This is a genomic window from Mogibacterium diversum (assembly GCF_002998925.1).
GTDB lineage: Bacteria > Bacillota > Clostridia > Peptostreptococcales > Anaerovoracaceae > Mogibacterium > Mogibacterium diversum.
Genome location: NZ_CP027228.1, coordinates 1,607,184 through 1,631,676, shown reverse-complemented (window position 1 = coordinate 1,631,676; position 24,493 = coordinate 1,607,184). Strand labels below are relative to the sequence as shown.

Annotated in this window: 20 protein-coding genes; all 20 read right to left on the bottom strand. The window is 42.7% G+C overall.

Translation table 11 applies throughout. The features are described 5' to 3' along the window. Nucleotide 1 precedes the first annotated feature (1 nt). Entirely contained in the window at nucleotides 2–1,435 is a 1,434-nt protein-coding gene (locus tag C5Q96_RS07790; protein WP_106057812.1) for an NAD(P)/FAD-dependent oxidoreductase, read from the bottom strand. 269 nt (nucleotides 1,436–1,704) lie between these two features. Next, on the bottom strand, nucleotides 1,705–2,286 hold the full coding sequence (locus C5Q96_RS07785) for a glycoside hydrolase family 25 protein (protein ID WP_158696726.1): 582 nt from the start codon (nucleotides 2,284–2,286) through the stop codon (nucleotides 1,705–1,707). 61 nt (nucleotides 2,287–2,347) lie between these two features. Continuing rightward, nucleotides 2,348–3,796 (bottom strand): N-acetylmuramoyl-L-alanine amidase family protein, encoded by a 1,449-nt coding sequence (locus tag C5Q96_RS07780; RefSeq protein ID WP_106057810.1) that lies wholly within the window; start codon nucleotides 3,794–3,796, stop codon nucleotides 2,348–2,350. A 103-nt stretch (nucleotides 3,797–3,899) separates the two neighbouring features. Further along, on the bottom strand, nucleotides 3,900–5,024 hold the full coding sequence (wecB, locus tag C5Q96_RS07775) for a non-hydrolyzing UDP-N-acetylglucosamine 2-epimerase (protein ID WP_106057809.1): 1,125 nt from the start codon (nucleotides 5,022–5,024) through the stop codon (nucleotides 3,900–3,902). Nucleotides 5,025–5,048: 24 nt separating this feature from the next. Beyond that, nucleotides 5,049–6,539, bottom strand: a complete 1,491-nt coding sequence (locus C5Q96_RS07770) for an O-antigen ligase family protein (protein ID WP_106057808.1) — start codon at nucleotides 6,537–6,539, stop codon at nucleotides 5,049–5,051. Then, nucleotides 6,526–7,134, bottom strand: a complete 609-nt coding sequence (locus C5Q96_RS07765; RefSeq protein WP_106057807.1) for a YveK family protein — start codon at nucleotides 7,132–7,134, stop codon at nucleotides 6,526–6,528. Before C5Q96_RS07765 ends, C5Q96_RS07770 begins: the two co-directional genes overlap by 14 nt. Further along, nucleotides 7,124–8,221, bottom strand: coding sequence for a glycosyltransferase (locus C5Q96_RS07760; protein WP_106057806.1), 1,098 nt, complete (start codon nucleotides 8,219–8,221; stop codon nucleotides 7,124–7,126). Before C5Q96_RS07760 ends, C5Q96_RS07765 begins: the two co-directional genes overlap by 11 nt. Beyond that, entirely contained in the window at nucleotides 8,193–9,452 is a 1,260-nt protein-coding gene (locus C5Q96_RS07755; RefSeq protein WP_158696725.1) for a hypothetical protein, read from the bottom strand. Before C5Q96_RS07755 ends, C5Q96_RS07760 begins: the two co-directional genes overlap by 29 nt. Before the next feature lie 27 nt (nucleotides 9,453–9,479). Continuing rightward, nucleotides 9,480–10,337 carry a LicD family protein gene (locus C5Q96_RS07750; protein ID WP_158696724.1) on the bottom strand — a complete coding sequence of 286 codons (858 nt, stop codon included), beginning with the start codon at nucleotides 10,335–10,337 and terminating at the stop codon, nucleotides 9,480–9,482. Then, a complete protein-coding gene (locus C5Q96_RS07745) occupies nucleotides 10,324–11,526 on the bottom strand; it encodes an LCP family protein (RefSeq protein ID WP_158696723.1) in 1,203 nt (400 codons plus the stop codon). The genes C5Q96_RS07750 and C5Q96_RS07745 overlap by 14 nt, the downstream gene beginning before the upstream one ends. A gap of 35 nt (nucleotides 11,527–11,561) precedes the next feature. Next, nucleotides 11,562–12,836: an oligosaccharide flippase family protein gene (locus C5Q96_RS07740; protein ID WP_106057802.1), complete on the bottom strand. Its 1,275-nt coding sequence runs from the start codon at nucleotides 12,834–12,836 to the stop codon at nucleotides 11,562–11,564. A gap of 2 nt (nucleotides 12,837–12,838) precedes the next feature. Further along, complete coding sequence (locus C5Q96_RS07735) at nucleotides 12,839–13,969, bottom strand: DegT/DnrJ/EryC1/StrS family aminotransferase (protein WP_106057801.1); 1,131 nt, start codon at nucleotides 13,967–13,969, stop codon at nucleotides 12,839–12,841. Nucleotides 13,970–13,983: 14 nt separating this feature from the next. Next, nucleotides 13,984–15,060, bottom strand: a complete 1,077-nt coding sequence (locus C5Q96_RS07730; protein ID WP_106057800.1) for a Gfo/Idh/MocA family protein — start codon at nucleotides 15,058–15,060, stop codon at nucleotides 13,984–13,986. Between the two features lie 50 nt (nucleotides 15,061–15,110). Further along, on the bottom strand, nucleotides 15,111–16,424 hold the full coding sequence (locus C5Q96_RS07725; protein ID WP_106058025.1) for a nucleotide sugar dehydrogenase: 1,314 nt from the start codon (nucleotides 16,422–16,424) through the stop codon (nucleotides 15,111–15,113). Between the two features lie 29 nt (nucleotides 16,425–16,453). Then, nucleotides 16,454–16,963 (bottom strand): acyltransferase, encoded by a 510-nt coding sequence (locus tag C5Q96_RS07720; protein ID WP_106057799.1) that lies wholly within the window; start codon nucleotides 16,961–16,963, stop codon nucleotides 16,454–16,456. Nucleotide 16,964: 1 nt separating this feature from the next. Further along, complete coding sequence (gene wecB / locus C5Q96_RS07715) at nucleotides 16,965–18,050, bottom strand: non-hydrolyzing UDP-N-acetylglucosamine 2-epimerase (protein WP_106057798.1); 1,086 nt, start codon at nucleotides 18,048–18,050, stop codon at nucleotides 16,965–16,967. A 15-nt stretch (nucleotides 18,051–18,065) separates the two neighbouring features. Next, nucleotides 18,066–20,519 (bottom strand): glycosyltransferase family 4 protein, encoded by a 2,454-nt coding sequence (locus C5Q96_RS08795; RefSeq protein WP_245905559.1) that lies wholly within the window; start codon nucleotides 20,517–20,519, stop codon nucleotides 18,066–18,068. 57 nt (nucleotides 20,520–20,576) lie between these two features. Next, a complete protein-coding gene (locus C5Q96_RS07705; protein ID WP_245905558.1) occupies nucleotides 20,577–21,227 on the bottom strand; it encodes a sugar transferase in 651 nt (216 codons plus the stop codon). 36 nt (nucleotides 21,228–21,263) lie between these two features. Next, nucleotides 21,264–22,475, bottom strand: a complete 1,212-nt coding sequence (locus C5Q96_RS07700; protein ID WP_106057797.1) for a DegT/DnrJ/EryC1/StrS family aminotransferase — start codon at nucleotides 22,473–22,475, stop codon at nucleotides 21,264–21,266. A 47-nt stretch (nucleotides 22,476–22,522) separates the two neighbouring features. Then, on the bottom strand, nucleotides 22,523–24,424 hold the full coding sequence (locus tag C5Q96_RS07695; RefSeq protein WP_330403793.1) for a polysaccharide biosynthesis protein: 1,902 nt from the start codon (nucleotides 24,422–24,424) through the stop codon (nucleotides 22,523–22,525). Nucleotides 24,425–24,493 lie beyond the last annotated feature (69 nt).

Genomic DNA, 24,493 nt, shown 5'->3' with positions numbered 1-24,493 from the left:
CTTAGCGATTCTCCCTCTCTAAAATCTTTGAATACTGCCCATCTTGAACGATATCGACAGGTGAGCAGTTTAATTCTCTCGCCAGTATTTCCACGACCTTAGGTTCGCAGAAACCTCCCTGACACTTGCCCATCCCTGGACGAACTCGTTTCTTTATCCCCTTGACGCTTCTAGCTCCACAGACTTCATGTATTGCAGAAACTATCTCTCCCTCGGATATGGTCTCGCACCTGCAAACTATATTTGCATACTGCGAATTTGCACGCACGAGTTTCTCACGCTCCTCTTCAGATAACTCCGAGACGACAATCGGCTTGTCTCTTGTCATCACAGCATCTGGATTTTCCTTAAGGCAGAATCTATCCGCTATAAAATGCTCTATCACATAGTCCGCAATCGCCGGCGCACTGGCTAATCCGGGCGACTCTATGGAAGCGATGTTGATGAAGTTTGGGTTCTCGTCATCTAAGGGGCCTATTATGAAATCCTTTGATGTTGAACTCGGTCTCAGCCCTGCAAATGTCCTTATCGACTTATGCAGTGGAACCGTCTTAATTATCTTGGCGATATTTTCGCGTAGGTATCTAGCCCCAACTGTGCTAGTTGCCGTCGTTATGTTGTCTTCTAATTGCTCGCTATTAGGACCGATGAGCGTATTGCCGTATACCGTCGGAATTGCGAGTACTCCCTTGCCCTTGGCAGTTGGAACTGGGAATATGATGTTATTTACTATATGCTCGTCGTTACTGATGACATAGTATTCGCCTCGCCTCGGAGTTATCTCGAAGCCTGCATCTTCTGTCACCATATGGCAGATCTCCGAGGCGCCTATTCCAGAAGCATTTAGGAGTACTTTTGTATGGAACGGCTTACCGTTTGCAGTGACCGAGTATCCATCGTCATTCTTCTCGACACTACTAACTTCATGATTTAGGAATAGCTCAACACCATTTCCCACCGCCACCTGCATGCAGGCTATAGCAACCTCCCACGGATATATCACTGAGGTCGTCGGAAACGACAGCACCTTGGTTATGCTGTCACTGAGATTAGGCTCCACGGCGCGTGCCTCATCTTCACTCAGAAATTCATGAGGGATCTCCCTACAGACTGCCCTTTCAGCCAGTACATCTAGAAGTTTCTCCTCTTCCTGACCACATGCAACTACGAACGCTCCTGTATTCTTGATATGGCAATGCAAATCCTCGCATATCTTAGGATACTTGCGAGCCCCCTTTACATTGAGCTCAGCCTTGAGCGTACCATCTACAGGATCGTATCCTGTGTGCACTATCGCAGAATTCGCCATCGTTGCGCCATTCGCGATATCATTTTCCTTGTCTAGGACCGCTACTTTGAGCTCGTACCTCGAAAGCTCTCTGGCGAGCATCGAGCCAGTGATTCCTGCACCTATTATGACTATGTCGTAAAGCATGTTTCCTCCGGGTTGGCTTTGGGTTTTAATAACTGTTTAATTATATCATGGATTGCAATCATTATGATATTCCGAGCGCATTTCACGCTTAATTGCAATTATTTACCGAGATAGATTGTAATTAGAAAGAGGGGTGAAGAGTAAGTTCTATAAGTGACAAATTAGGATTATTCAATCCATAATGGATTCACACTAGATATAGATAGATTACTGATGAATACAAAAAGAGAAGGTGATTGCTCACCTCCCCTTGTTTTATAAACCGTTAGCTATTTGTTATACCAGTAGTTCATGTCCACATTGCCGTTTATTCCGTCGACTCTGCCCTTGCTGGTATACTGCCATACTTCGTAGCTTCCATTGTACGTAACTCTATCGTAGTACTGAGCTACCCAAACCTTATATTTGCCTAGCTTACTCATGTCTAGATTGTTGTTCAGCCAACTGGTGCTCGCATAGATCATAGGCGTATATCCGAGCGACTCTATTGTCTCACAGAAACCCCTAATCGCTTCAGTTCTCGCAGCAACCGAGATTCCGTTTGACCTTGCATTGCTCTGATACTCTGTGTCTATCACCAGCGGAAGCTTCACATCATAGTCCTTGACGAGAGATGCGAGGAATTTTGCCTCCTCGGCTCCCTCGGTGTAATCTCTCGCTTCGGTAAACATGTATGCTCCTGCCTTAAGACCGGCTAATATTGCTCCCGATATATGAGTGTCAAATTTAGAGTCTTTTACAAGAGCTCCATTGGTCTTTCCACGATATCCAGCTCTGACGATAGCAAAGTCTATTCCTGCGGCCTTTACCTTCTGCCAGTTAATATCGTCCTGGTATGCGGATACATCCACTCCCTTTAGCTGATTAGCAATTACGCCAGAGGCATTTGCGAAGTATGTCTCACCGTTTAGTTTAAAGATAGCCCGATAGCATCACACCATCAGAATTGAATGCATATTTTTTGCCATCGAGCTCTTTGATGGTGTTCTTAACCATCTTGTGATCTTCACCGAAGTAATACCAATAGCTACCGAGCTGTAGCCATCCAGATACTGCTGCTCCAGATGCATTGAAATAATACCAGTCACCTGAAACTTGCTGCCAGCCAGTCCTCATGGCACCGTCGCCACCTAGGTAGTAAAGACCGCCGTCAATGTTTCTGAGGTCAGTCTCCATTTCGCCGTACTCCCCAAGGTAGTACCAGTAGCTACCAATCTTCTGCCAGCCTGTTCTCGCAGCGCCGTCAGCACCTAAGTATGCCCAGGTATTATCTATCTTCTGCCATCCGGTTTTCATTCTACCGTCGTTTTCTGTGCCAAAGTAGTAGTATTTACCGTCAATCTCCGCCACGTCGGTCTGCATAACACCGTCCTCATCGAAGTGATACCAATATCCGCCATACTTTAGCCAGTTGTTCTCTAAAGCGGCTCCATCAGCTCCGTAGTATCCCCATCTGTCGGCAATCTTTTTGTTTGATTCATAGACTGCACCAACTATCTGCCAGCCTGTCTTCATGGCTCCATCGTTAGCAGCACCTAGATAGTAGCTCTTTCCATCTAACACATGATTGCCTGTAAGCATAACTCCCATCTTGTCGAAGTAGTACCAGTAGCCGCCGATTTTCTGCCAGCCTTTAACGGCTGCACCGCTGGATCCGAAATAGTAGTATGCATCTGAAACCTTATGCCAGCCAGTTTTCATAGCTCCATCATTTGACGCTCCGAAGAAGTAGAGCAACTTTTCAACCTCCTCTAGTCCGTAAGCCATCGAACCATCCGAATGTAGATAGTACCAAGTGCTTCCCGCACTGAGCCAGCCCGTTCTCATGGAACCGTCCGAGCCGAAGTAGTAGTAATGACTGCCAATCTGCTGCCAGCCAGTCTTCATGATTCCGTCTGGTCCTAGATAATACTTCTTGCCGTCGATAGTGAATAGGCCCTTCTGCATTACTCCAGCACTGTTATAGAAGCGCCAGCCACCAGATTCGCTCTTCCACGTTCCAGAAACAGCAGGTGCAGATAACTCGTCATCACTAACATCATAGGTTGCTGCTCTTGCCTGAGCCGCACGATCTGTAGCCTTATTATCCGCAGCCTGAGCTGTTACAGCCGAATCAGCCGAGCTCGCAACTTGACGACTTTCTGTAGCATCTTCGTTCTGGCTCGATGCCGCATCAGTGCTTTCTTCAGTAGATACGGCTTCGTTATTAGCAGCCCCATTTGCTGAAACATCCTCGTCGGTAGCGCTTGCTACAAAGCAGGAGCTAGCTAGCATCATAGCAAGGCAGGTTGCCATTACTAGCAGGTGATGACGTAGCTTCTTGATTTGAGCCATGCCGTTTCCCTGACTTTCTTTCAACATTTCATCCCTCCTTTTTTAAATTTTTTGTAATATACAAAATGACGCTTTTTAGCGTCATTTCATTGTATCATGTTAAATTTTGATATGGCAAGCTTTTGCGCTATTATCCTCTTATCTTGCCGAACTCAAGCACATCAGCTATCCTTTCGCTAGCGTGTCCATCGCCATAAGGATTTGAAGCCTTGCTCATAGCCTTGTATTCTTCCTTATCGGTAAGAAGTCTTGAGAATTCTTTGTATATCGTTTCCTCTTCAGTCCCGACTAATTTTAGTGTGCCGGCCTGGATTCCTTCTGGGCGTTCGGTAGTGTCTCTCATTACGAGAACTGGTTTCCCAAGGCTAGGTGCCTCCTCCTGAATTCCACCTGAATCGGTCAGAATTAGATAACTCTGGTTCATGAAGTTATGGAAATCGAGTACATCGAGCGGTTCTATGATTCTAATACGTTCTTCCTTGCCACCCGGTGAGCTCTCACCAAATACATCCTCTGCAGCCTGTCTTACAGCAGGATTCATATGTATAGGATAAATCGCCTTAACATCAGGGTTTTCATCCATCACGCGTCGAATAGCTCTAAACATGTTATGCATCGGCTCGCCGAGATTTTCTCTGCGATGAGCAGTGATAAGAATAAGTCTCGAATCAGAAGCCCAATCTAGATGCTCGTTTCTATAATCTTCCTTTACTGTCGTACTCAGGGCATCAATAGCAGTATTGCCTGTAATCCAGATTTTTCCTGCATCCTTACCTTCGTTCACTAGGTTCATTTTGCTCTTCTCTGTCGGTGCAAAATTATATTCTGCAACAATCCCAACAGCCTGTCTGTTAAATTCCTCTGGGAAAGGTGACTTAATGTTGTACGTTCTAAGACCTGCTTCCACGTGTCCAACAGGAATCTGTAGGTAGAAACAAGCGAGCGCAGTCACGAATGTCGTGGTCGTGTCTCCGTGTACGAGAACTACGTCGGGATTTTCATTAACAAGAACTTCTCTGATTCTCTCAAGAATATTAGTTGTGACATCAAAGAGTGTCTGTTTCTCTTTCATTATAGAAAGGTCGTAATCTGGAACCACATGGAAGGTTTCGAGAACCTGATCGAGCATCTGTCTATGCTGACCAGTAACGCAAACGCATGTGTCTATTCCAGGTCTCTTTTTCAATTCCTTTACAAGTGGGCACATTTTAATTGCTTCCGGTCTTGTCCCAAAGACCAACATAACCTTTTTCATGATTACCTCTAAATTAATCTATAGTTACTGCTTAGTAGTGGTTAGTGACTCGTCACTCTTTCTAAAACCTACTGTCGTAAGTGCCATGTAGTACATCATGGTGATTGAATATGTCGTAAGTGTATTTATCGTCGAGAATATTCCATTTACACAAAATGCTATCGCCGCGAGTGACAAGAATAGCATCTCTAAATTGTTGTCAGTATATTCTTTTTTCCTAAACAATATTATCAAAGCATAAATTCCGGTTGTTATCTCAATAAGCAAGAAGCCAAAACCAGCAATATATCCTCCGTTAAATGTAACCTCGAGAATCGCATTGTGTGACTGTCTCTCGAAGCCCTTCGTATATCCAGGAATGATAAACGTCCTGCTCTTGTGCCCGATAAAGCCTAAATGCTGCGAATAAATATACCAGATCCAAATTCTGTGCGTTGTAAGCTTGTCTAAATCACTCCATATTTTCCTCTGTGCTTCAGTCAAGTTTTTCGGCTCCATGTAAGCAAAATGGTATTCATCGACATCTTTGAAGTTACTCATTTCTTTTATTCGACCGAACATCATCTGTGAAATTGTATAATTCTCTTTAATCTTTAATGCCCTAAGGTCTCTCTTTAAAATATTGTCAGAAATTTTATAGGCAGTGGCTAGCATAGTCACTGTAATAACAAAAATTATAGCAGTATTTTTAAATGTAAGATGCGATTTAAAAATACCCTTCATTACGATAATAGTATAGAACAATAGTATTGATAGTATGCCAAGGAAAGATCCTCTACTTTTTGTCATAAGAATTGCAAACCACGACATTCCCATACCCCAAACTGATATTGAAAAAACTATCAAGTTTGAGACGTTCTCTAATATATTCTTTTCAACAAAAACCTTCTTATAAATGATATATGCATATACAACAATAAATACATTCAGATAAAACCCTAATATTGTAGGGTTTGTTAGAACACCAGTGTATCTAGCGATACTAAAGGAGGTCTTGGCAACCATAGGCGAAAATATAATATTTAAAAATAAAATTAATACACCAAAAATAGCAATTCCTGTCGCAATTCCATCAATAAATATTTTCTTATTTTTCTTGCTTGCAAGTCGATATGAAATCGGCACGAATATGACACTGTATACAAAGGCCCATACTAGCTGCTTTGGTGCCTTCTCTATTATTCCTGTAACCGTATAGGATATGACGACAAGTAAAAGAGGTATCCCTAGCCATGCATTTAACTTAACATCCTCATCCTCATTCATATCCAACGAAACAACTATTAGCATTAAGAACACGAAGAACATAACGCTACTAGTTACATTCACCATATGTTGATGGATTCCATAATGTGATAATCTTTCCGTAAAATACGAAAATTTGCAGAAAGATGTCATCATCATTCCAAATGCAGACACCGATATGATGGTATTTTGTCCTTTTTTGATACTAATCTTGCCGACTAGCCTATCTATGAAGGCTAGTATATGATTTAAGGTTTTAATTTCGTACATGTTTCTTTCTTTTCATCTCCAGTAGTGCACTTACTATGATTCCCACGAAGATACCTGCAACACCACCTGTAGCATAGTAACCTTTCGTACTTACACTCTCCGCTTCGAGTGGCTTATTAGGCATCGAGACCACCTTCAGTATGTCTTCACCTCTAACCTCTTTGCCAACTTCAACAACAGCTTTGGCCTCTGCATTTGCTAACTTGAGGGCTTCATCTTCAGTATCAGCAGTAATGTAAATATCTACATACTGACCATCCTTATCAAAATCAACTGCAACTCTTGAATTAAGTGCAATTCTGCCCTTTTCGTCGAGCCCTGCGTACTGAGCTACACGGTCGAGAGTCTTCGACGATGTCGAAATCTTCGCATAGAGTCCAACAAGCTCCTCATTCTTCTGAATATCCTCAAGTGTGCTTTTCTGATATCCGTCAGCAGGTGTAACTGCTACGGTTAGCTTCGCCTTGTATGATGTACTAGCCTTGGACCCTTCAACCTTAGCCATTCCGACTGCGCAAACTGCCACGCAGACAATCATTACTACCACATACTTCTTAGCTAGCTCGATAATCCTCTTCTCAAAGCTATTTCCCATCTTGTAAGTCCTCCATACACTTTCTTAAATCAGATGCAAATTCTTCCTGCTTCTTCTCGACTACTCTATCTCCGACAAATGTTTCTATATTCTTCTTGATATCGTTCATATTATCGTGAACACTCACCAGCGCTTTGCCAATATCGCTATCATATGCTCCGATTCCGTACTCGTCCAAAACTCTCTTCATCGGCGGATTATCAGTCGTTGCAACAGCAATCCCTTCATATGCGTATTCATAGATTTTCCCCGACGAACAGTAGAGATTGTTTGAATTCTTCTTGTGATACATTGCGATTCCTACATCACACTTAGAGACGAAGTATTTAAGTTCATCTTGGTTAAGCCTAGGAACCAGCTTAACATTTTTGATTTTATTCTCTTCGATGAATGCTTCAATCTCCTGCTTCTCAGCATTTTCCTTGCAGCCAACTAGGTACAATGTGTTATTGAAGTTCAGTTTCGCTGCTGCTTCGATAAGTTCCTTTGTGCCTCTTTCTATCTCGCAGCCAGCTGTTGAAACGATTTTAAATGAATCATCTCCGTTCAGATAGTCGAATTTCAGCTTCATTACTTCCTCTGAAAACTCCTTAGAATATGATAACTTTCGGAAGTTTTCAAACACGAGTATTGCTCCAATCTTGCCGTACTCCTTCTCCATAACCTGCTTTCGCTCTTCATTTGCACAGATTGTCAGTGCGGCTTTCGCAATCATCCTCGACTCGAAAAAGCAGCCTACCTTACTAGCAAAGCCGTGAGTTTCTCTCTGCAGATATAGTTCTCTGGCATCGTAAATCACAGCTTTGGGCTTAAGAAGCTTATTTAGCTTGAGCGCCGGAACAGTTGCTTTCCTGTTGTCAGCAAAGATAAAGTCCACGTCCCTATGCTCCTTGCCGATTTCTACTGCCTTACGAATAAATTCCTTATATGACTTGTAGTTTACGTAATACGAGCTGTTATTCACAAAGTCACTTTCTTGGGTTGTGGTTATGTCTACGACGTCAGCAAATGAATTTAGGACATCGAGTAACGCCCTCGTCCTGCCGTCAAAGTTTTTATTAGCTGCACTGATAAAGAGTATCTTCACTTGCTCTCCTCCAAATTTTATAAACCACGTATATGATATCCAGTACTAGTGATCCAATAATATAGTTAAATATAGCGTTGTATGTCGCGCCTCTTCCAATAAGAATAAACAGCGTGCAGACCATACTTGCTTTCATGCATCGCATAGTTGGATCCTTCGTAGCCTTGATAAACTCATCTACGAATGACACTAGGATTCCATATACAATCCCCAACAAGAAACACATGAATCCAAAATTAGCGAACACATCACCGAAAAGTGTTGGATGCATTGTCCCCCGAGGATTATCGACGTGCATCCACTCTTTGTACATATCTATAGCAAAGTCCCTCGGCTTAAATTTGGCGATGGCCGCTGGAACAAATAGCAATGCAAGTCTCATGTATCCTAGCCCCATACCGAATTTTGGGAAGTTATTATTATGCTCCACAAAGTAGTAGTATGCCTTGATAAGTCCTAGCTCTCCTCCGCCCTTTCTCATATAGTCGATAGATCTCTTAAAGATTTCTCCGATTCCGACCTTAGGGAGTAAAGATATATCTCCTAACCAACGAATCTGCTGGAATACGAACACAGCAAACACAAGAACTATTCCTGCCGATACTCCTACTGCAACCTTCTTTTTATTTTTATTAAAAAGAAAGTAGATGATGAAAGGAGTTATGAAGCCAAGAAGATTATACCTAGATTTTGAATAAAGTGCGCAGAATAAATAAATCGCAAATGCAATCAAGAAACACAGGCGCTTTTTCTTGCATAGGCAAGCAAATCCGATTCCTGAGAAGGCAACCATGATCTTTCCAGCCAAAATCTCTATAGGTGTCTGTGCCATATTTAGCGTCTGAGTCCATGTTGAGTTAAAAAGAGAATAACCTCTGCCGTAAAACCCTCCAGCCACTATTACGAAGCAAATCAAGTATACACAGAAAATCATCCTGAAAAGGACCTCTGGGGTCTCCTCGAAATCCGAGACCTCCATCTCAAGTTTCTTCGCATTAAACTTTGTAAAATAGAAGAATCTCGTAAACATATACAGTGCCATAAATAGCACCGCTAACATGGTAGCATTGGCAATTGTTATGTCGGAATAGTCTCCTGAATATGCATGCGCTGTGTTAGGAACTGTGAATACCACAAAAAGCATCGCCCAGAGAACCATCCCCAGCGATTTCTTCCTCCACTCATACATCAGGATTACTATATTCAAAATCCATGACATTAAAATTAGCACAATCTAGTCCTTTCGCAACTACTCACGTTAGCGAGTAAACAGCTCTTCTGTCACTGAAACCTCCACAGGTCTATGTCCCACGCGATCCTCTACAGGTGGAAGCTGGTTGTAATCACCGTACATCAGTGTTAAGTATTCTACGAGTTTAGCTGGCGCATAGAATTCCTCTCCCTCAAAATTAATCTTCTGAGGCGGGAACAATAGCTCATTTGGAAAAATGATTCTATCCACAAAGGAGAAGCAAGTGCAAAATCCGTGTTCATTCGGATTTGTATCATAGCGCATGTACTCTTTTTCAATCTTTCCTTCAAGAAGGCTTTCCGGATAAAGCTTTAAAAGATAGTACTGCATCCTTCTCGCCGCAGCTCCGAGCTTCCACTTTAAGCTTTTCTGCGGAATACCTACCCTATCCGGAATATATTTCTTAAACTGCAATTTGTTGAGCTTCAAGCATTTGTCGATATGCTCATCGAGCCCTTCTATAGGAAGTCCATCATAAGGAAATATATCTATGTAAATGCCGTGATGCATCTTGATGTTGCGCTTATTCCACTCTATGAATGTCGTTCCGTTCTTCCTCACCTTAGCGAAAGAGAACGGTGCATTAGGGTCTGTCTTCCTTGTCTGCACAAAGTATTCATCCCCCAGTTCCTCCTGCGCAATATCTAAAAATTTCTCGTAGTCCTGACGTGGCATGCCAATATCTATATCGTCATCCCAAGGTATAAAGCCTCCATGTCTAACGGCGCCAAGAGCTGTTCCACTCTCGATAAAATACGTAAAGCCTCTTTCTTCACAAAGCCTTGCGACTTTTATGAGTATATCTAGCTCAACTCTCTGAACGTCCTTTATCTCTGGAAATGCATCTACATTATAGGTTGTCATCTTCGCTGCTCTCACTCTCAACATCGTTATCGCTATTGTTCTTGTTCTTTGATTTTGATTTCGATTTCGACTTTGGATGCTCGATCTCTTTAATCTTCTGACGAGCCTTCTTAATGCTTTCTTCATCAGGCTTCATAACATATAGCTGCTGATTTCCTGCCGAATACACAGTCGAAAATGCATCGAATCCTTCTAATGAATTTGATTCAAACTTCCACTTCGGATTCTTTCCTAGCTGGAACTTCACAAGAGCCTTAACTTCCGCTCTAGTCAGGTTCATCTCCATCGTTGGGGCCAGATACTTAAGAATTTTGTTATATCTAGTAAGCAGTGTCGTCGATCCTGTAAGCTTTTTCACGATGGCCTTGAGAACTTCCTGCTGATTACGAACTCGATGATTATCACCATCGCTGTATGCGTGTCTCTCTCTCGCATATGCTAGTGCCTTAGCACCATCAAGCTGATTCTCACCCTCTACAAAGCGGTATTTCCCGATATACGATATAAACGCTTTATCAGAGTTGATAGTGATTCCTCCGATAGAATTTACGAGATCCTTAAGCGTATTGTAGTTAACCTTTACGTAGTAATTTATCTTAATACCAAGTAAATCTTCCACATCCGAAGTGGTCTCATCTATACCCATAAGGCCTGTATGGGTGAGCTTATCCTTCTCACCATTTTGTAGTTCAACAAGATAATCTCTTGGGATTGAAGTCATGAGAACCTTGTGAGTCTTAGGATTTACCGTAATAATCATATTAACATCGCTACGAGCTTCTTCTGTAATCTTTCCAGTTGTATCCATTCCACTAATGTAAATGTTGAATGGCTTGCTCGTCACATCTACGGCATCCTCTGCCTTCTTCTTTGCAGTAACCTGCCCTAAAAACTCATGTGTAGCAACCGCATATGCCGTTCCAACAGTGTAAACCACCATTAAGATCAAGCTCAATATAAATGCTGTAACCTTTCTGGATCTTTTTATATTATCTCTGAATAGCTGCACGAAGAATACTGCACTTATTATCAGAAGTACGACAAATGCTCCAAGCAGTAGCTTGGAAGGGACTACGTCTAACACCAGCATAGATGATACGAACACCAGCAGTGCTATTAGATAAAGCAAAGACCATATTTTAGTAAACGTATTGAATTTGCTTTTTCGATAGTTTCTTGCATAACTCATTTGTTTAAGCTCCATTCCTTATAATTACCAGTCATTTAACTGTTTATTGGATCAATTTTCTTTAGGCAACGTATGCTATGTATAAGCGCAGGAATTAGCATTGCAGTTGTAATTACAACTACTGTCAGTGTGGCCCATGCAGCACCATCAATGCCCATATACTTAATCAGCACAGCATCGAGAACTATATTGCTTATACCTGCAACAATATTTATGTAAAAGTTAAGCTTCACCTTCCTGAGACTTGCAAGCAGGTTGCTCACGTTAACTCTAAGAGTTGACGAGACGAAGTAGTTAACCGAAAGTATTCTGAACACTGCAACGGCGCCCATATACTTAGCACCCCACAATAATTTTATTATCCACGGAGCTAGAACAAATAGCATCCCCGCAATAATAAAATTCATAATGGCTGTGATTCCAATTAGACGTTTGGTGTTCTGCTTAATCCATCCGTATTCCATGTTGTGCTCTGCAAAATACGGATACACGAAAATCACTACACTATTAGGTATTACAATGAGCGCTTCAGGTATTGTAGCCGCAACCTTGTATATAGCGATTTTTTCAGGACTAACTATGATGTAACCTATGAGGAATACATCCATCAGGATGAGTAGGTTCGAAATCATAGTGTTCGCACACACATATGCTGAATATTTTATCAGCTCAAGCTTCTGATGCCTCGAGAGGTAGTTCGCATTTCTTAGTGTCCTAATCGAGTAAAACCTCATCCCAACTAACGAGGTTATCATCGTCGCAAGGTAAAGAGCAATGATGATTCCACTAGCTTTTAAGTAATACGCACCGACAATCTCAACAGCCATATAAATAAAGGCATTGAGATTTGATAACAGGGCATATCGTTTATTCTCTCGCTTGCATCGCATCAGCAGGCAATAATATTGATATATATAGTATGTCAATGGGTATAATGAATATATCATCAACACATGTCTCGCCTCAGCTACCTTTAATGGTGCAAACATCGCACATATGAATACGCCTATTGCAATTGCGAAGTTAAATGCCATTCCGAACTTGAGCGAAAACCAATAGTAGGCCTCTTTTTCCTCTTCAGGCCTCTGTTCTGAACAGAATTGAAGCATTCCATATATAATGCCCATTCCATTAAGTATCAAGAAGAAGGTCATTATATTATCAGCGTAGCCGAAAATTCCGTACTCACGCTTGGTCAAGAACCTTACAACAAATACATTCCCGATAAATGTAAACACCTTGTTGAGAAGTCCCGAGCCCATTATATGAACTAGACCCTTCTGATATATGAATTTAATCTTATCCCGCATACTTACTGGCCTAAAAACTCCTTGATAACCGATGCCACCTCATTTACATCATCATCGGAGATATATGGGTGAATTGGCAGCGACAGGACTGTATCGCACAGCCTATTAGTAACAGAATAGTCAACGCCATAGTCGTTTTCGCCACTAAATGCCTCCTGATTATGCATCTGCTTAGGATAGTAAATCATTGAAGGTATTGATCTCTCTTTGAGGCATGCCTGTAGCGCATCTCTCTGCTCTCTACTTTCAAGCCTAATCGTGTACTGTGCCCAGCTACTCAAAAATCCTTCTGGGATAATTGGCGTAGCAACAATCCCCTTAAGAAGTTCAGTGTACTTAGCTGCTGCCCTGTTAACATCGGCTACTTCATACTCCGCAAATGCAGCTAACTTAGGCAGTAGTATACCTGCCTGAATAGAATCGAGTCTGGAATTCATTCCGATGCGCACGTTGTCATACTTCATCTTACCCTTACCGTGTACACAGTAAGATCTGATTAGCTCTGCAGCTTCATCATCATTTGTAAATATTGCTCCACCATCTCCGTAGCAGCCTAGTGGCTTTGCTGGAAAGAATGAAGTTGTCGAGATATCCCCGAAGCTGCATGCCTTCTGTCTATTGATTTCACCACCAAAGCCTTGCGCTCCGTCCTCAAGAATCTTAAGGCCGTACTTATCAGCAACCTTTCTAATCTCAAGGAAATTAGCTGGGAGCCCAAATAAGTCTACGGGAATAACCACGCTCGGTCTTAACTTCCCATCAGCGACTACACCTGTAATTGCCTTTTCTAGCGAAGCGGCATCCATGTTGAAAGTATCCTCGTCTACATCGACGAAAACTGGCGTCGCACCTAAAATTGCAACCACTTCTCCAGATGAGAAAAAAGTGAAGTCGGGAACGAATACAGCGTCACCTTCCCCAATTCCCCATGCCATAAGCGCTAATTCTAGCGCATCTGTTCCATTTCCACAGGTTACACAGTGCTTTACACCAACGTATGCAGCCAGCTTCTCTTCAAGCTCGGAAACTTTGCTACCGCCGATAAACCTACTGCTGGCGATTACTTCGTCAATCTGGTGATCTATGTCATTTTTAAGTGCAGCATACTGCTTCTTTAAATCTCTAAACTCCATTATCTTCCTCCGCTCTATTTGAATTCGCCTCGCATATCAGTGCTTGCAAAGTCTGTTAAAGGAAGCCTAACTGGTGCTCCCTCCTTCTGGCTCTTGTAAATTGCAAGAACCATCTCGAGTGCATTCCTTCCTGCGACCCCGTCTACATACGGTGCCCTATCTTCCTTTATCGCTTCGATTACATCGGCAAATAAGCTGGTGTGTCCGTTACCGTATACGTTGCTAGTTTCTTCTTCAAGACCTTTATTCTTCTGATCTTCAGCGGTCTCATCTTTGAAATCCCACACGTCAATCGTGTTGGTAGATTTGCCACCGATCTTTACAGTACCGTTCTCTCCGAATAGATACAGTGTCTCTTCGAGGTTCTGAGGATATACATTGGTGGTTCCTTCGATGGTTCCTATTGCGCCATTCTTAAACTTAACAACGGCAACTCCAACGTCTTCAGCCTCTAGATAATCATGGAATTGCTGTCTAGTTGCTCCATAAACTTCAACTACCTCATCTCCCATCATCCATCTGAGAAGGTCAATTCCATGGATGCACTGATTCATGAGGCAGCCGCCGTCTTCTTCCCAAGTTCCTCTCCAAGGCGCCTGGTCGTAATATCCCTTGTTTCTATTCCAACGAACATTGATGGATGCATGCGATAGCTTGCCGAAGCGATTTCCTTCAATAGCTTTTCTAACTTCCTGAATAGCTACGTTAAATCTATTCTGGTGACAAGCTGAAACCTTTACGTGCTTCTCCGCAGCTCTCTTTATAATCTCCTCTGCATCAACCATATTCATAGCCATAGGCTTCTCGATAATCACGTTGACTCCAGCATCGATTGCATCAAGTGCGATAGCTGCATGCTTTCCACTCTCTGTTGCAATGCTCACAAGCTCTAGGTCATTCTCCTCGAGCATCTTCTTGTAGTCGGTATATCTCTTTATCGACTTGTCGTCTGCTAAATTGTGCTTTTCTAGAATTGCTTCCATCTTTTCTGGCACTACGTCGCATACCGCAACTATTTCTAGATTATTATTTACTGCAGCAGTCACGTGATTTGTTGCGATTCTACCGCATCCAATCAATGCATATTTCATTTAAATATCCTCCGGAATTTTAGCACTTAATTATCTGTATTGTATCAAGCTTATAGAAGGGAGATATTATCTCTTTCTTCTACGTCCTTGAATGCGTTGCGAGTATCAAAAATTGCCACTGCATTCTTTCTAATCATCTCATAGTCGTATGCATCGTGTGCAGTTGCGACTAGTATGAGGTCATATCCCTTGATAATGTCAGCATTTATCTCGCTGATACCCTCATGCCACTCTCCATTTCTCTTATACTTTGGAATCCATGGATCATAGAAGTCTGTAACTGCGCCTCTCTCCTTGAGAATATCGATAACATTTAGCGCAGGACTCTCTCTGTAATCGTCGATGTTGTTCTTATACGCAACTCCGAGCACGAGAACCTTGGATCCATTGAGCGCTTTCTTATGTTCATTTAGAACAGATGCCGCTCTATCCACTGTGTACTCAGGCATCTTGTCATTGATTATCATTGAATTTTCAATCATCGATGTGTGGAAACCAAACTCTCTAGCCTTCCATGTGAGATAATATGGATCCAGAGGAATACAGTGGCCACCGAGTCCTGGTCCTGGATAGAATGCTTGGAATCCGTATGGCTTGGTCTTTGCAGCATCGATTACCTCCCATAGAGAGATGCCCATCTTGTTGCACAGAATCGCAAGTTCGTTTACGAGACCGATATTGATGTTTCTGTATGTATTTTCCAGTATCTTCTCCATCTCAGCGATTGCCGGTGAAGACACCTCATATATCTCGCCTTCGAGAACCTCTCTATACATCGCAGAAATTACTTCTGTCGCATCCTTACCTACGGCACCAACAACCTTTGGTGTGTTCTTGGTCTTGTATATCAGATTGCCCGGATCAACTCGCTCTGGAGAGAATCCCAGATAGAAATCTTCTCCGCACTTTAAACCTGAACCCTCTTCGAGGATAGGAAGCAGAAGCTCTTCAGTAGTTCCTGGATAAGTAGTTGACTCGAGAACTACCATTGTGTCGCGAGATAGGTGCTTTGAGATAGCTTCTGTCGATGACTTGACATAACTGATATCCGGCTCCTGATGCTTATCAAGAGGAGTAGGTACGCAAATAGCGATGAAATCCACATCCTTTACGAAAGAAAAGTCCGACGTAGCCTTCATCATGCCGCTCTCAACTAGCTCCTTGAGATCCTCATTTACAACATCACCGATGTAGTTATGACCTTCATTTACCATCTTAACTTTTTCTTCCTGTACATCAAAGCCGATGGTCTTGAAGCCAGCCTTAGCCTTTTCAACAGCGAGCGGAAGTCCTACATATCCTAGTCCTACAACACCCACAGTGATGTCACGCTTTGCGATTTTCTCGAGTAAACGTTCCTTCATATTCATATTATTCCCCTTTTCTGACCGAGTTATCTGTTGAACCATTCTATAATATTGCCAAATTCGTCGAGCTTAGCTGCTGGAACTGCTGGAACTCCAACCACTAGCGTGTAGTCTGGAACATCCTTCGTTACAACAGCACCTGCTGCTACCATTGCACACTTACCAACGGTGTGTCCGCACACAATTGTCGCATTTGCACCAATAGATGCTCCCTCTTTGACGAGCGTCTTACCGTAGTTTTCCGAGCCCTTTGGGTAACGAGCTCTAGGAGTGAGATCGTTGGTAAATACGCATGACGGTCCACAAAATACTCCGTCTTCGAGTGTAACGCCTTCGTAAACTGATACGTTATTCTGAATCTTTACTCTGTCGCCAATCTGCACGTTATTCGCAACATTTACATTCTGTCCGAGCGAGCAATTTTCGCCTATTTTAGCTCCAGGCTGTATGTGGCAGAAGTGCCAAATCTTAGTTCCCTTTCCAATCTCTACGTTATCATCTACGTAGCTGCTCTCATGTACAAAGTAATCTGACATTTTATTCCCCCGAAATAATTGTTTTAACTAGCTTGTCTGCGGCATCCCCCGCACCATAGTAGTTTTCTTTTTCCTCTGAAATAACGGTATTGTTAACTTTATCAAGTATGTCATCTTCATCGATATGCGCGAGCACATTATGGTTTCCATTCAGTGTCTCCACCCATTCCGTTTGTTCGCGCAGCGTTACACAAGGTGTATCTAATATGTATGCTTCCTTCTGCAGTCCACCGGAATCAGTCACTACCTTAACCGCATTCTTTGTAAAATACAGCATTTCAAGGTAACCGATAGGCTCTACACATACAGTGTTCTTTAAGTGCTCCTCCTCGTTAATCTGCTCAATCATCTTTCTAGTTCTAGGATGTGCAGGGAGAATCACTGGCGCATCGAATTTTTCGAATGCCCTCAGGATAGTGCGAACCTTCTCAGGAGTATCGGTATTCTCAGCTCTATGAACTGTAGATAGATACCACTTGTTCAGCTCTCCACGCTCACCGAATATGTAGTGAAGATCTTTGAAGTACTGGCTGCGTTCTTTCTTATCTATTTCCTGAGAGTAGTATAGAACCGCATCACACATTACGTCTCCGATTCTGTGAACGCCCTTCGTTATTCCCTCGTTTTCCAGATTTTCAATTGAAGCATCTGTCGAGCAGAAGAGCAGGCTCGAAATGTGATCTGTGAGGATTCTATTCTGTTCTTCTGGCATAGCCATGTTAAAAGACCTAAGCCCCGCCTCTACGTGTATTACAGGAATATGAATCTTAGAAGCTGCAAGTGCTCCCGCGATAGTAGAGTTCGTATCGCCATATACCATCAGATAGTCAGGATTCTCCTTGATCAGAATATCCTCTATTCCAACAAGCATCTCTGCGGTCTGTCTTGCGTGTGAACCAGACCCAACGCCAAGGTTGTACTTTGGCTTTGGGATGTGGAGCTCCTCGAAGAAAAGCTCAGACATGTTCGCATCATAATGTTGACCTGTGTGAACGATTACCTCTTCGCACACCTGCTCTAGCTTGCGAGAAACTGCTGCAGCCTTTATAAATTGTGGTCTAGCGCCAATTACAGTCACTATCTTCATCGCGTCATACCTCTTCTAATTAAACACCTTTTCAAATTCACTTGCAATATTTTCATATGTGTACTTGCTAAGCACAGCCTCACGTCCAAGCATTCCCATCTGGCTTCGCTCTTCCTCGCTCATAGCCTGAATCTTCCTGATTGCCGCCTTTATAGCGTCATTATCGCATGATTTAGTGATGATTCCACACCCCGATTCGCTCACAGGTGTGGATGGCGTCGTTATCGCCATTACAATTGGCTTAGCCGCCATCATGGAATCGAACATCTTGTTCATGCATATTCCGAATCTATAAAGTGGAGACTCAATCGTACCTATAAATATCGCATCGAAGTTATCGATTACCGCAGGAATCGTCCCCTTCTCGACCGGCGGAAGGAATGTTACATTGGCAATATCGTTCTTCTTCGCATAGCTGATGAGTTCATCCTTGAGCTTGCCCTTACCGACCATAACGAGGTGAATATTCTCGTCACGAAGCTGCTTTGTAACATCTAGCAAGTTGTGTAATCCATACGAAAGCTCATGGCTTCCAAAATATCCGATAACGAACTTGCCTTCAGCCTTCAATCTCTTGAATGCTTCTCTATGCTCATCAGGAAGCTCCTTCGATGCATCCCACTCATTTATCACAACTCCGTTGGGTATGTACCTGAAGTGATCAGGCTTCATACCATGCTCAATCATGTAGTCCTTCGCATGCGGTAACAGCGAAACCACGACATCTGATTTCTTGTATGCATGATTTTCCGCAAACTGCATAGCTATTACGAACGGATTTTTCTTACTCATCCCACCAGCTTCATATAGTGTAAGTGGCCACATATCATGAACTTCATGGATATACTTTGCTCCAGCGAGTTTTGCAATGCGGTATGCCGGATAAGAATCGAGCGGATAAGTCGACGACGAGATCACGACATCGGGCTTGTAACGCTCTACGATTTTCTTTTTATTAGCACTTAGCGCCTTACAAAACTGGTACATGCTGAGCGCCCTAGCAACTCCGTTGCTATCATATTCACCAGTCTTAACCCACACATAGCGAATGCCGTCGATCTCTTGCTCCGTAAAATCCTCGGCTATGTCTGGATTTGTCTTTCTTAGATGTGAGAAACTACCTGCAATGATCGTTACATCATGCCCTTTCTTGACGAGTTCTCTCGATATATAGTACGGTCTGAACTCCATTCCCATCTCAGGAGATCCTGCGTAGTGATTAATGAGAAGAACTCTCTTACCCTTCTTCTCCATCACTTCTACGAATTTATTTGCCAGTCTGTCATACGTGTACTCATTCGTAACTAAATTGTGTCCACGCATTCCCATATTCTTAAGTTCCTCAGCCGGTAGGCTCTTGAGTTCCTCAATCGCTTCGATATAGCTCTCTACATCTCCCGCCTTTGTAACAATACCCGCCTCTGCTTTCTCAACTAGAGTCTCTGGCGTAGTCACAGACATGAGCAGTGGCTTTCCACCCATCATAGCATCGAACATCTTGTTCATGCATATTCCAAATCTATATAGCTTGGTATTTGCTGCAAAAATAGTAACTATATCGAAATAACTGATGAGATTAGGAATCGCACCCTTGTCGATTGCAGGAAGAAAAACTACATTATTTATAGACTGCTCCTTTGCAGACTGTATCAGCCTATCCTTGTAGCTGCCATCGCCAACCAGCACGAAACATACATCTCTGTCAGTGATTTTCTTTGCAACAGCGAGAAGCATATCTAGGTTATTGGATATGGAATGCCCGCCAAAATATCCCACTATGAACTTGCCTTCGGCCTTCATCTTGTTAAGTATCTCATTGTGCTCTTCAGGTATCGGCGCAGGGTTTTCCCACTCTTCCTTGATTACACCATTGGATATGCAGTTAAATTTCTCTTCAGCGAGACCATGCTGAACCATGTAATCTTTAGAGTGGTCAAGTAGCGAAACAACCTGGTCACAGTGACTGTATGCAAAGTCCTCCGCACGCTGCATAAGCTTCACAAACGGATTACTCTTCGACATTCCACCTAGCTCGTATAGTGTAGAAGGCCACATATCGTGAACCTCGTGAATGTACTTTGCTCCGGAAAGCTTTGCAATCTTATCTGCGCCATATGTATCTAGCGGATAAGTCGAAGATGCGATTACCGCATCTGGTTGGTATCGTTCTGAAATATACTCTGCATTTGAAAATAGCTTTCTACTGAACTCGAACATGCTGAATGCGCGCGCCAATCCATTGCGAGTGTATGAAGCCGTCTTAATCCATACATAGCGAATTCCGTCAATCATCCTCTCTTCGAAATTTTTCGAAATCTGAGGGTTTAACTTTCTTAGATGCGAATACCCACCAGCTATTATCGTGACTTCATGACCCTGCTTGATCCACTCTCGAGATAGATAATATGGCCTGAACTCCATTCCCATCTCCGGCGAACCGGCATAGTGGTTAATCAGTAATATCTTCAAACTATCCTCCAATACGCTCATTTAAGTAGCAGTGATTGTAATGTATATCCGTACAGCTTACTTTATAACGGCACCGACCGTCTTCAGCATAGTCTTGATTTCACCGAGAAAGCTAAAATTTCTAAGTGCATCAAGATTATATTTCATCTTTTCTGGCAAAACTTTATCTACGTACACCTCGTCAGGGTTTTTCGCACTTCCGATCAGTTCGTTCTCATCCTTGTATGTTATGCTAGCTTCTGATGTCACACCTGCCGGAAGCAGAAGTGTTGCGAGCATCTCTTTCGAGTAGCATGCCACATACCTCGGAACCTCTGGTCTGGTGCCAACAAATGACATGTCGCCAGTGATAACATTGAGAAGCTGCGGAAGCTCATCAAGCCTGTACTTTCTAAGCTTATGCCCTATCTTGGTAACCCTGGGATCATTTTCCTGCGTTACCTGTGCGCCAAGCTTCTCAGCGTTTATAACCATCGTTCTGAACTTGAAAATTCTGAACTCTCTGCCGTTAGTCGTTACTCTTACCTGCCTGAAAAAAGCTGGTCCTGGATCATCTACTTTAATCAAGATAATCAAGATTAGAAGTATAGGTGATATTACGATGGTCATCAGCAATGAAACTACGAAATCAAATAATCTTTTTGCTATAAGCGAGCCTTTTCTTGAGCTTAGGATGTCGTAATATTCCTTTACTTCATCGCATCTCATATGCTCCGGTAAGTCATCCCACTTGCACAAAACCATCTACTTAATTAACCCTCTCTTCTTAAGGATATCAACAAAATTCTCAATAACATATTCATTCTGCTCATCGGTCATCGTTGAGAATATCGGTAACGAAATTAGATTCTCATACTGATGATAAGCATTTGGATAATCCGCAATATCAAATCCAAGATTCTTATATGCAGTCATCATCGGTAGTGGCTTATAGTGGACATTACATGCAATCTCACGCTCCGCCATCTCCTGAATCACCGCATTTCTGTCATCTACAGAAGCACCTGGAATCCTTACCAAGTATAGATGTCCTGTAGAAGTCATCTCGTCTGTATAATGGTGCATAACCTTAATTCCTAGCTTCTCAAGTGCAGCCTCATATCTCTCATTGAGCACCCTACGTCTCGCAAGTAGCCCTTCATATCTTTCAAGCTGAGCAATTCCGATAGCCGCATTAATATTTGTCATGTTGCATTTATACGCAGGATATACGACATCGTACTCCCATGCCCCCGCCTTGTTCTTGGATAGCGCATCCTTAGACTGTCCGTGTAGTGAATAAAGCTGTAGTTCATGATAAAGCTCATCATTATCTACCCCATCGATGTTTCTCCATGCGAGCGCACCGCCTTCTGCAGTGGTAAGGTTCTTAACCGCATGGAAAGAAAACGACGTAAAATCAGCAATCGCTCCGGCCTTAACACCATTCTTCACAGACCCAAAGGCATGTGCTCCGTCAGAAATTACAGCTACTCTACCAATTGCAGCTTGGAGTTTATTCGCAGGCTTAAATAAGTCTTTCTTCGACTCAACGATTTCAAATATTCTGTCGTAGTCGCATATCATTCCTCCGAGGTCAACTGGAATAACGGCCTTAGTATTCTCATTGATAGCTTCAGCGACCTTATCGTAGTCCATCTCAAAGGTTTCAGGCGCAGAATCGATAATCACAAGCTTCGCCCCTTTGTGTACTACAGGGCTAGCAGATGCTGTATATGTGTATGCAGGCACGATAACCTCATCGCCTTCACCGATTCCCAGAATGTGAAGTGCTGCTTCTAGTGATGCGGTAGCCGATGAAAGGGCAACGGCTTTATCAACGCCGATATATTCTGCAATTCTTCTCTCGAATTCCTTAACCTCTGGACCAGTAGTAATCCATCCAGATTTTAGGACTTCTACAACTCTATTAATCTCTAGTTCTGAAATATCCGGTGGTGAAAATGGTACTTTCATGTGTGATATGCCTCCTAGCATTTTTTACAATCATGTAATTATACACCTTAGTTTTTTGGTGTGTATGTTGGGACTATGTTTTTGATATACCGCTTGATATCATCAGGCTCGCCCTCTACATAGTCCTTAAGCTCGTTAAGCTCCTCGATAAATTTCTCTTCATCGATATTAATCGGATGTCCAATGTGGATCATCTTATTTGCTGTATCCTGAAGTCCCTCTTCATCCATTAAAAGTTCTTCGAATAGCTTTTCTCCAGGTCTTAATCCTACATACTTAATCTCGATATCGATTCCTGGCTTAAGCCCTGACAGCAGAATGAGGTTCCTTGCGAGGTCATCAATCTTGACAGGTTTTCCCATATCCAGCACAAAAATCTCTCCACCCTTCGCAAAAGCCCCTGCTTGGAGCACTAGCGAAACAGCTTCTGGAATCGTCATAAAGTATCTGATGATATCTGGGTGTGTAACTGTAACCGGTCCGCCTTCTGCGATTTGTCTTCTAAATAATGGAATAACACTTCCATGACTTCCAAGTACATTTCCAAATCTAACTGCTACGAACTCCGTTTGGGACCTGTTGTTATAAGTCTGAATGATCATCTCACACAGTCTCTTAGATGCTCCCATGATATTAGTTGGGTTTACTGCTTTATCTGTAGAGATGAGCACGAACTTTTTAACATTCCACTTATCCGACGCCTGAACGAGCTTCCATGTACCTAGTACGTTGTTCTTAATCGCCTCATTAGGGCTGGCTTCCATGAGCGGTACATGCTTATGTGCAGCTGCGTGATATACGATTTCAGGTCTATACATCTCAAAGATTTTGTCAATTCTCTTCGTGTTCCTTACAGACGCTATAAGCACAACAAGATTGAGCTCAGGAAATTCTCTCTTAAGCTCATTCTGTATCTCATACGTTGTATTTTCATAGATATCCAGCATGACTAACTGCTTAGGATTGTGACTAGCAATCTGGCGGCAGAGCTCGCTTCCTATCGATCCACCTGCGCCTGTGACCATAACGACTTTGTCAGACACATACTCCATGATTCCATCGATATCGACTTCGATAGGATCTCTACCAAGCAAATCATTTACATCCACATGCTTTAACTGCGATACGCTAACATCTCCGCGAATAATCTGATATATCCCCGGAACGATCATCATCTCACAGCCCGTCTGCTTGCATATATCTAGAATTCTCTTTTTCTCTTCACCAGATGCGGACGGCATCGCAAGGAGAATCTGGTTGATTGAATACCTCTGGGCAAGTGCCTCGATGTCCTTCGTAGTACCAGCGATACGAACACCATTCATTCTCTTACCAATCTTGGACTCGTCATCATCAACAAGGCAGATTATTTTCTTTCTGAGGCTCGGATTTGCCTTTATCTCCTTTATAAGCCCTGCTCCTGCAGCACCTGCACCTATAATCATCGCCCTCTTTGCCTGTCCACGGCTATTTCCAAAGCCCTTAAGCTCTCTCGCTGCCCTAGCAATGAATCTGACGAAAAAAGTTATCGCAAATAAAAATCCACCGGAAAGCAAATAAAAGCTTCTCGGCATCCCGTAGTTCTGCTGTTCAAAGAAAGCGAATATAGTTGTGACCATTAGCGTATACAGGACTGTGGCTACGAGCACATTAAGCATATCTCGTATGCCTACATACGACCAAAGGCTTGAGTACATGTGGCAAACTGTGAATATGACAATTCCTAGGACCATCACGATAAACTGATGACCCTTAAACATCTCCCAGTACGAGCCCATAGGCTCATCAAGCGAGAAATCAAATCTTATAAAGAGCGCTAGAAACGAGGCAACCTCGATCGCCATTAAATCGCAGATTATAAGTAAGCATGTCTTAATCAGAGATGCTTTATCAAAATTCAGTTTGCTGTTAATATCCATAATCATGCCTGCTTTCTTTGAAGTCATCATGTATATTAGTCTCTAATTTTTCGCATACCACGCGAAATTTATCATAATATTATACCTATTATGAGCGAA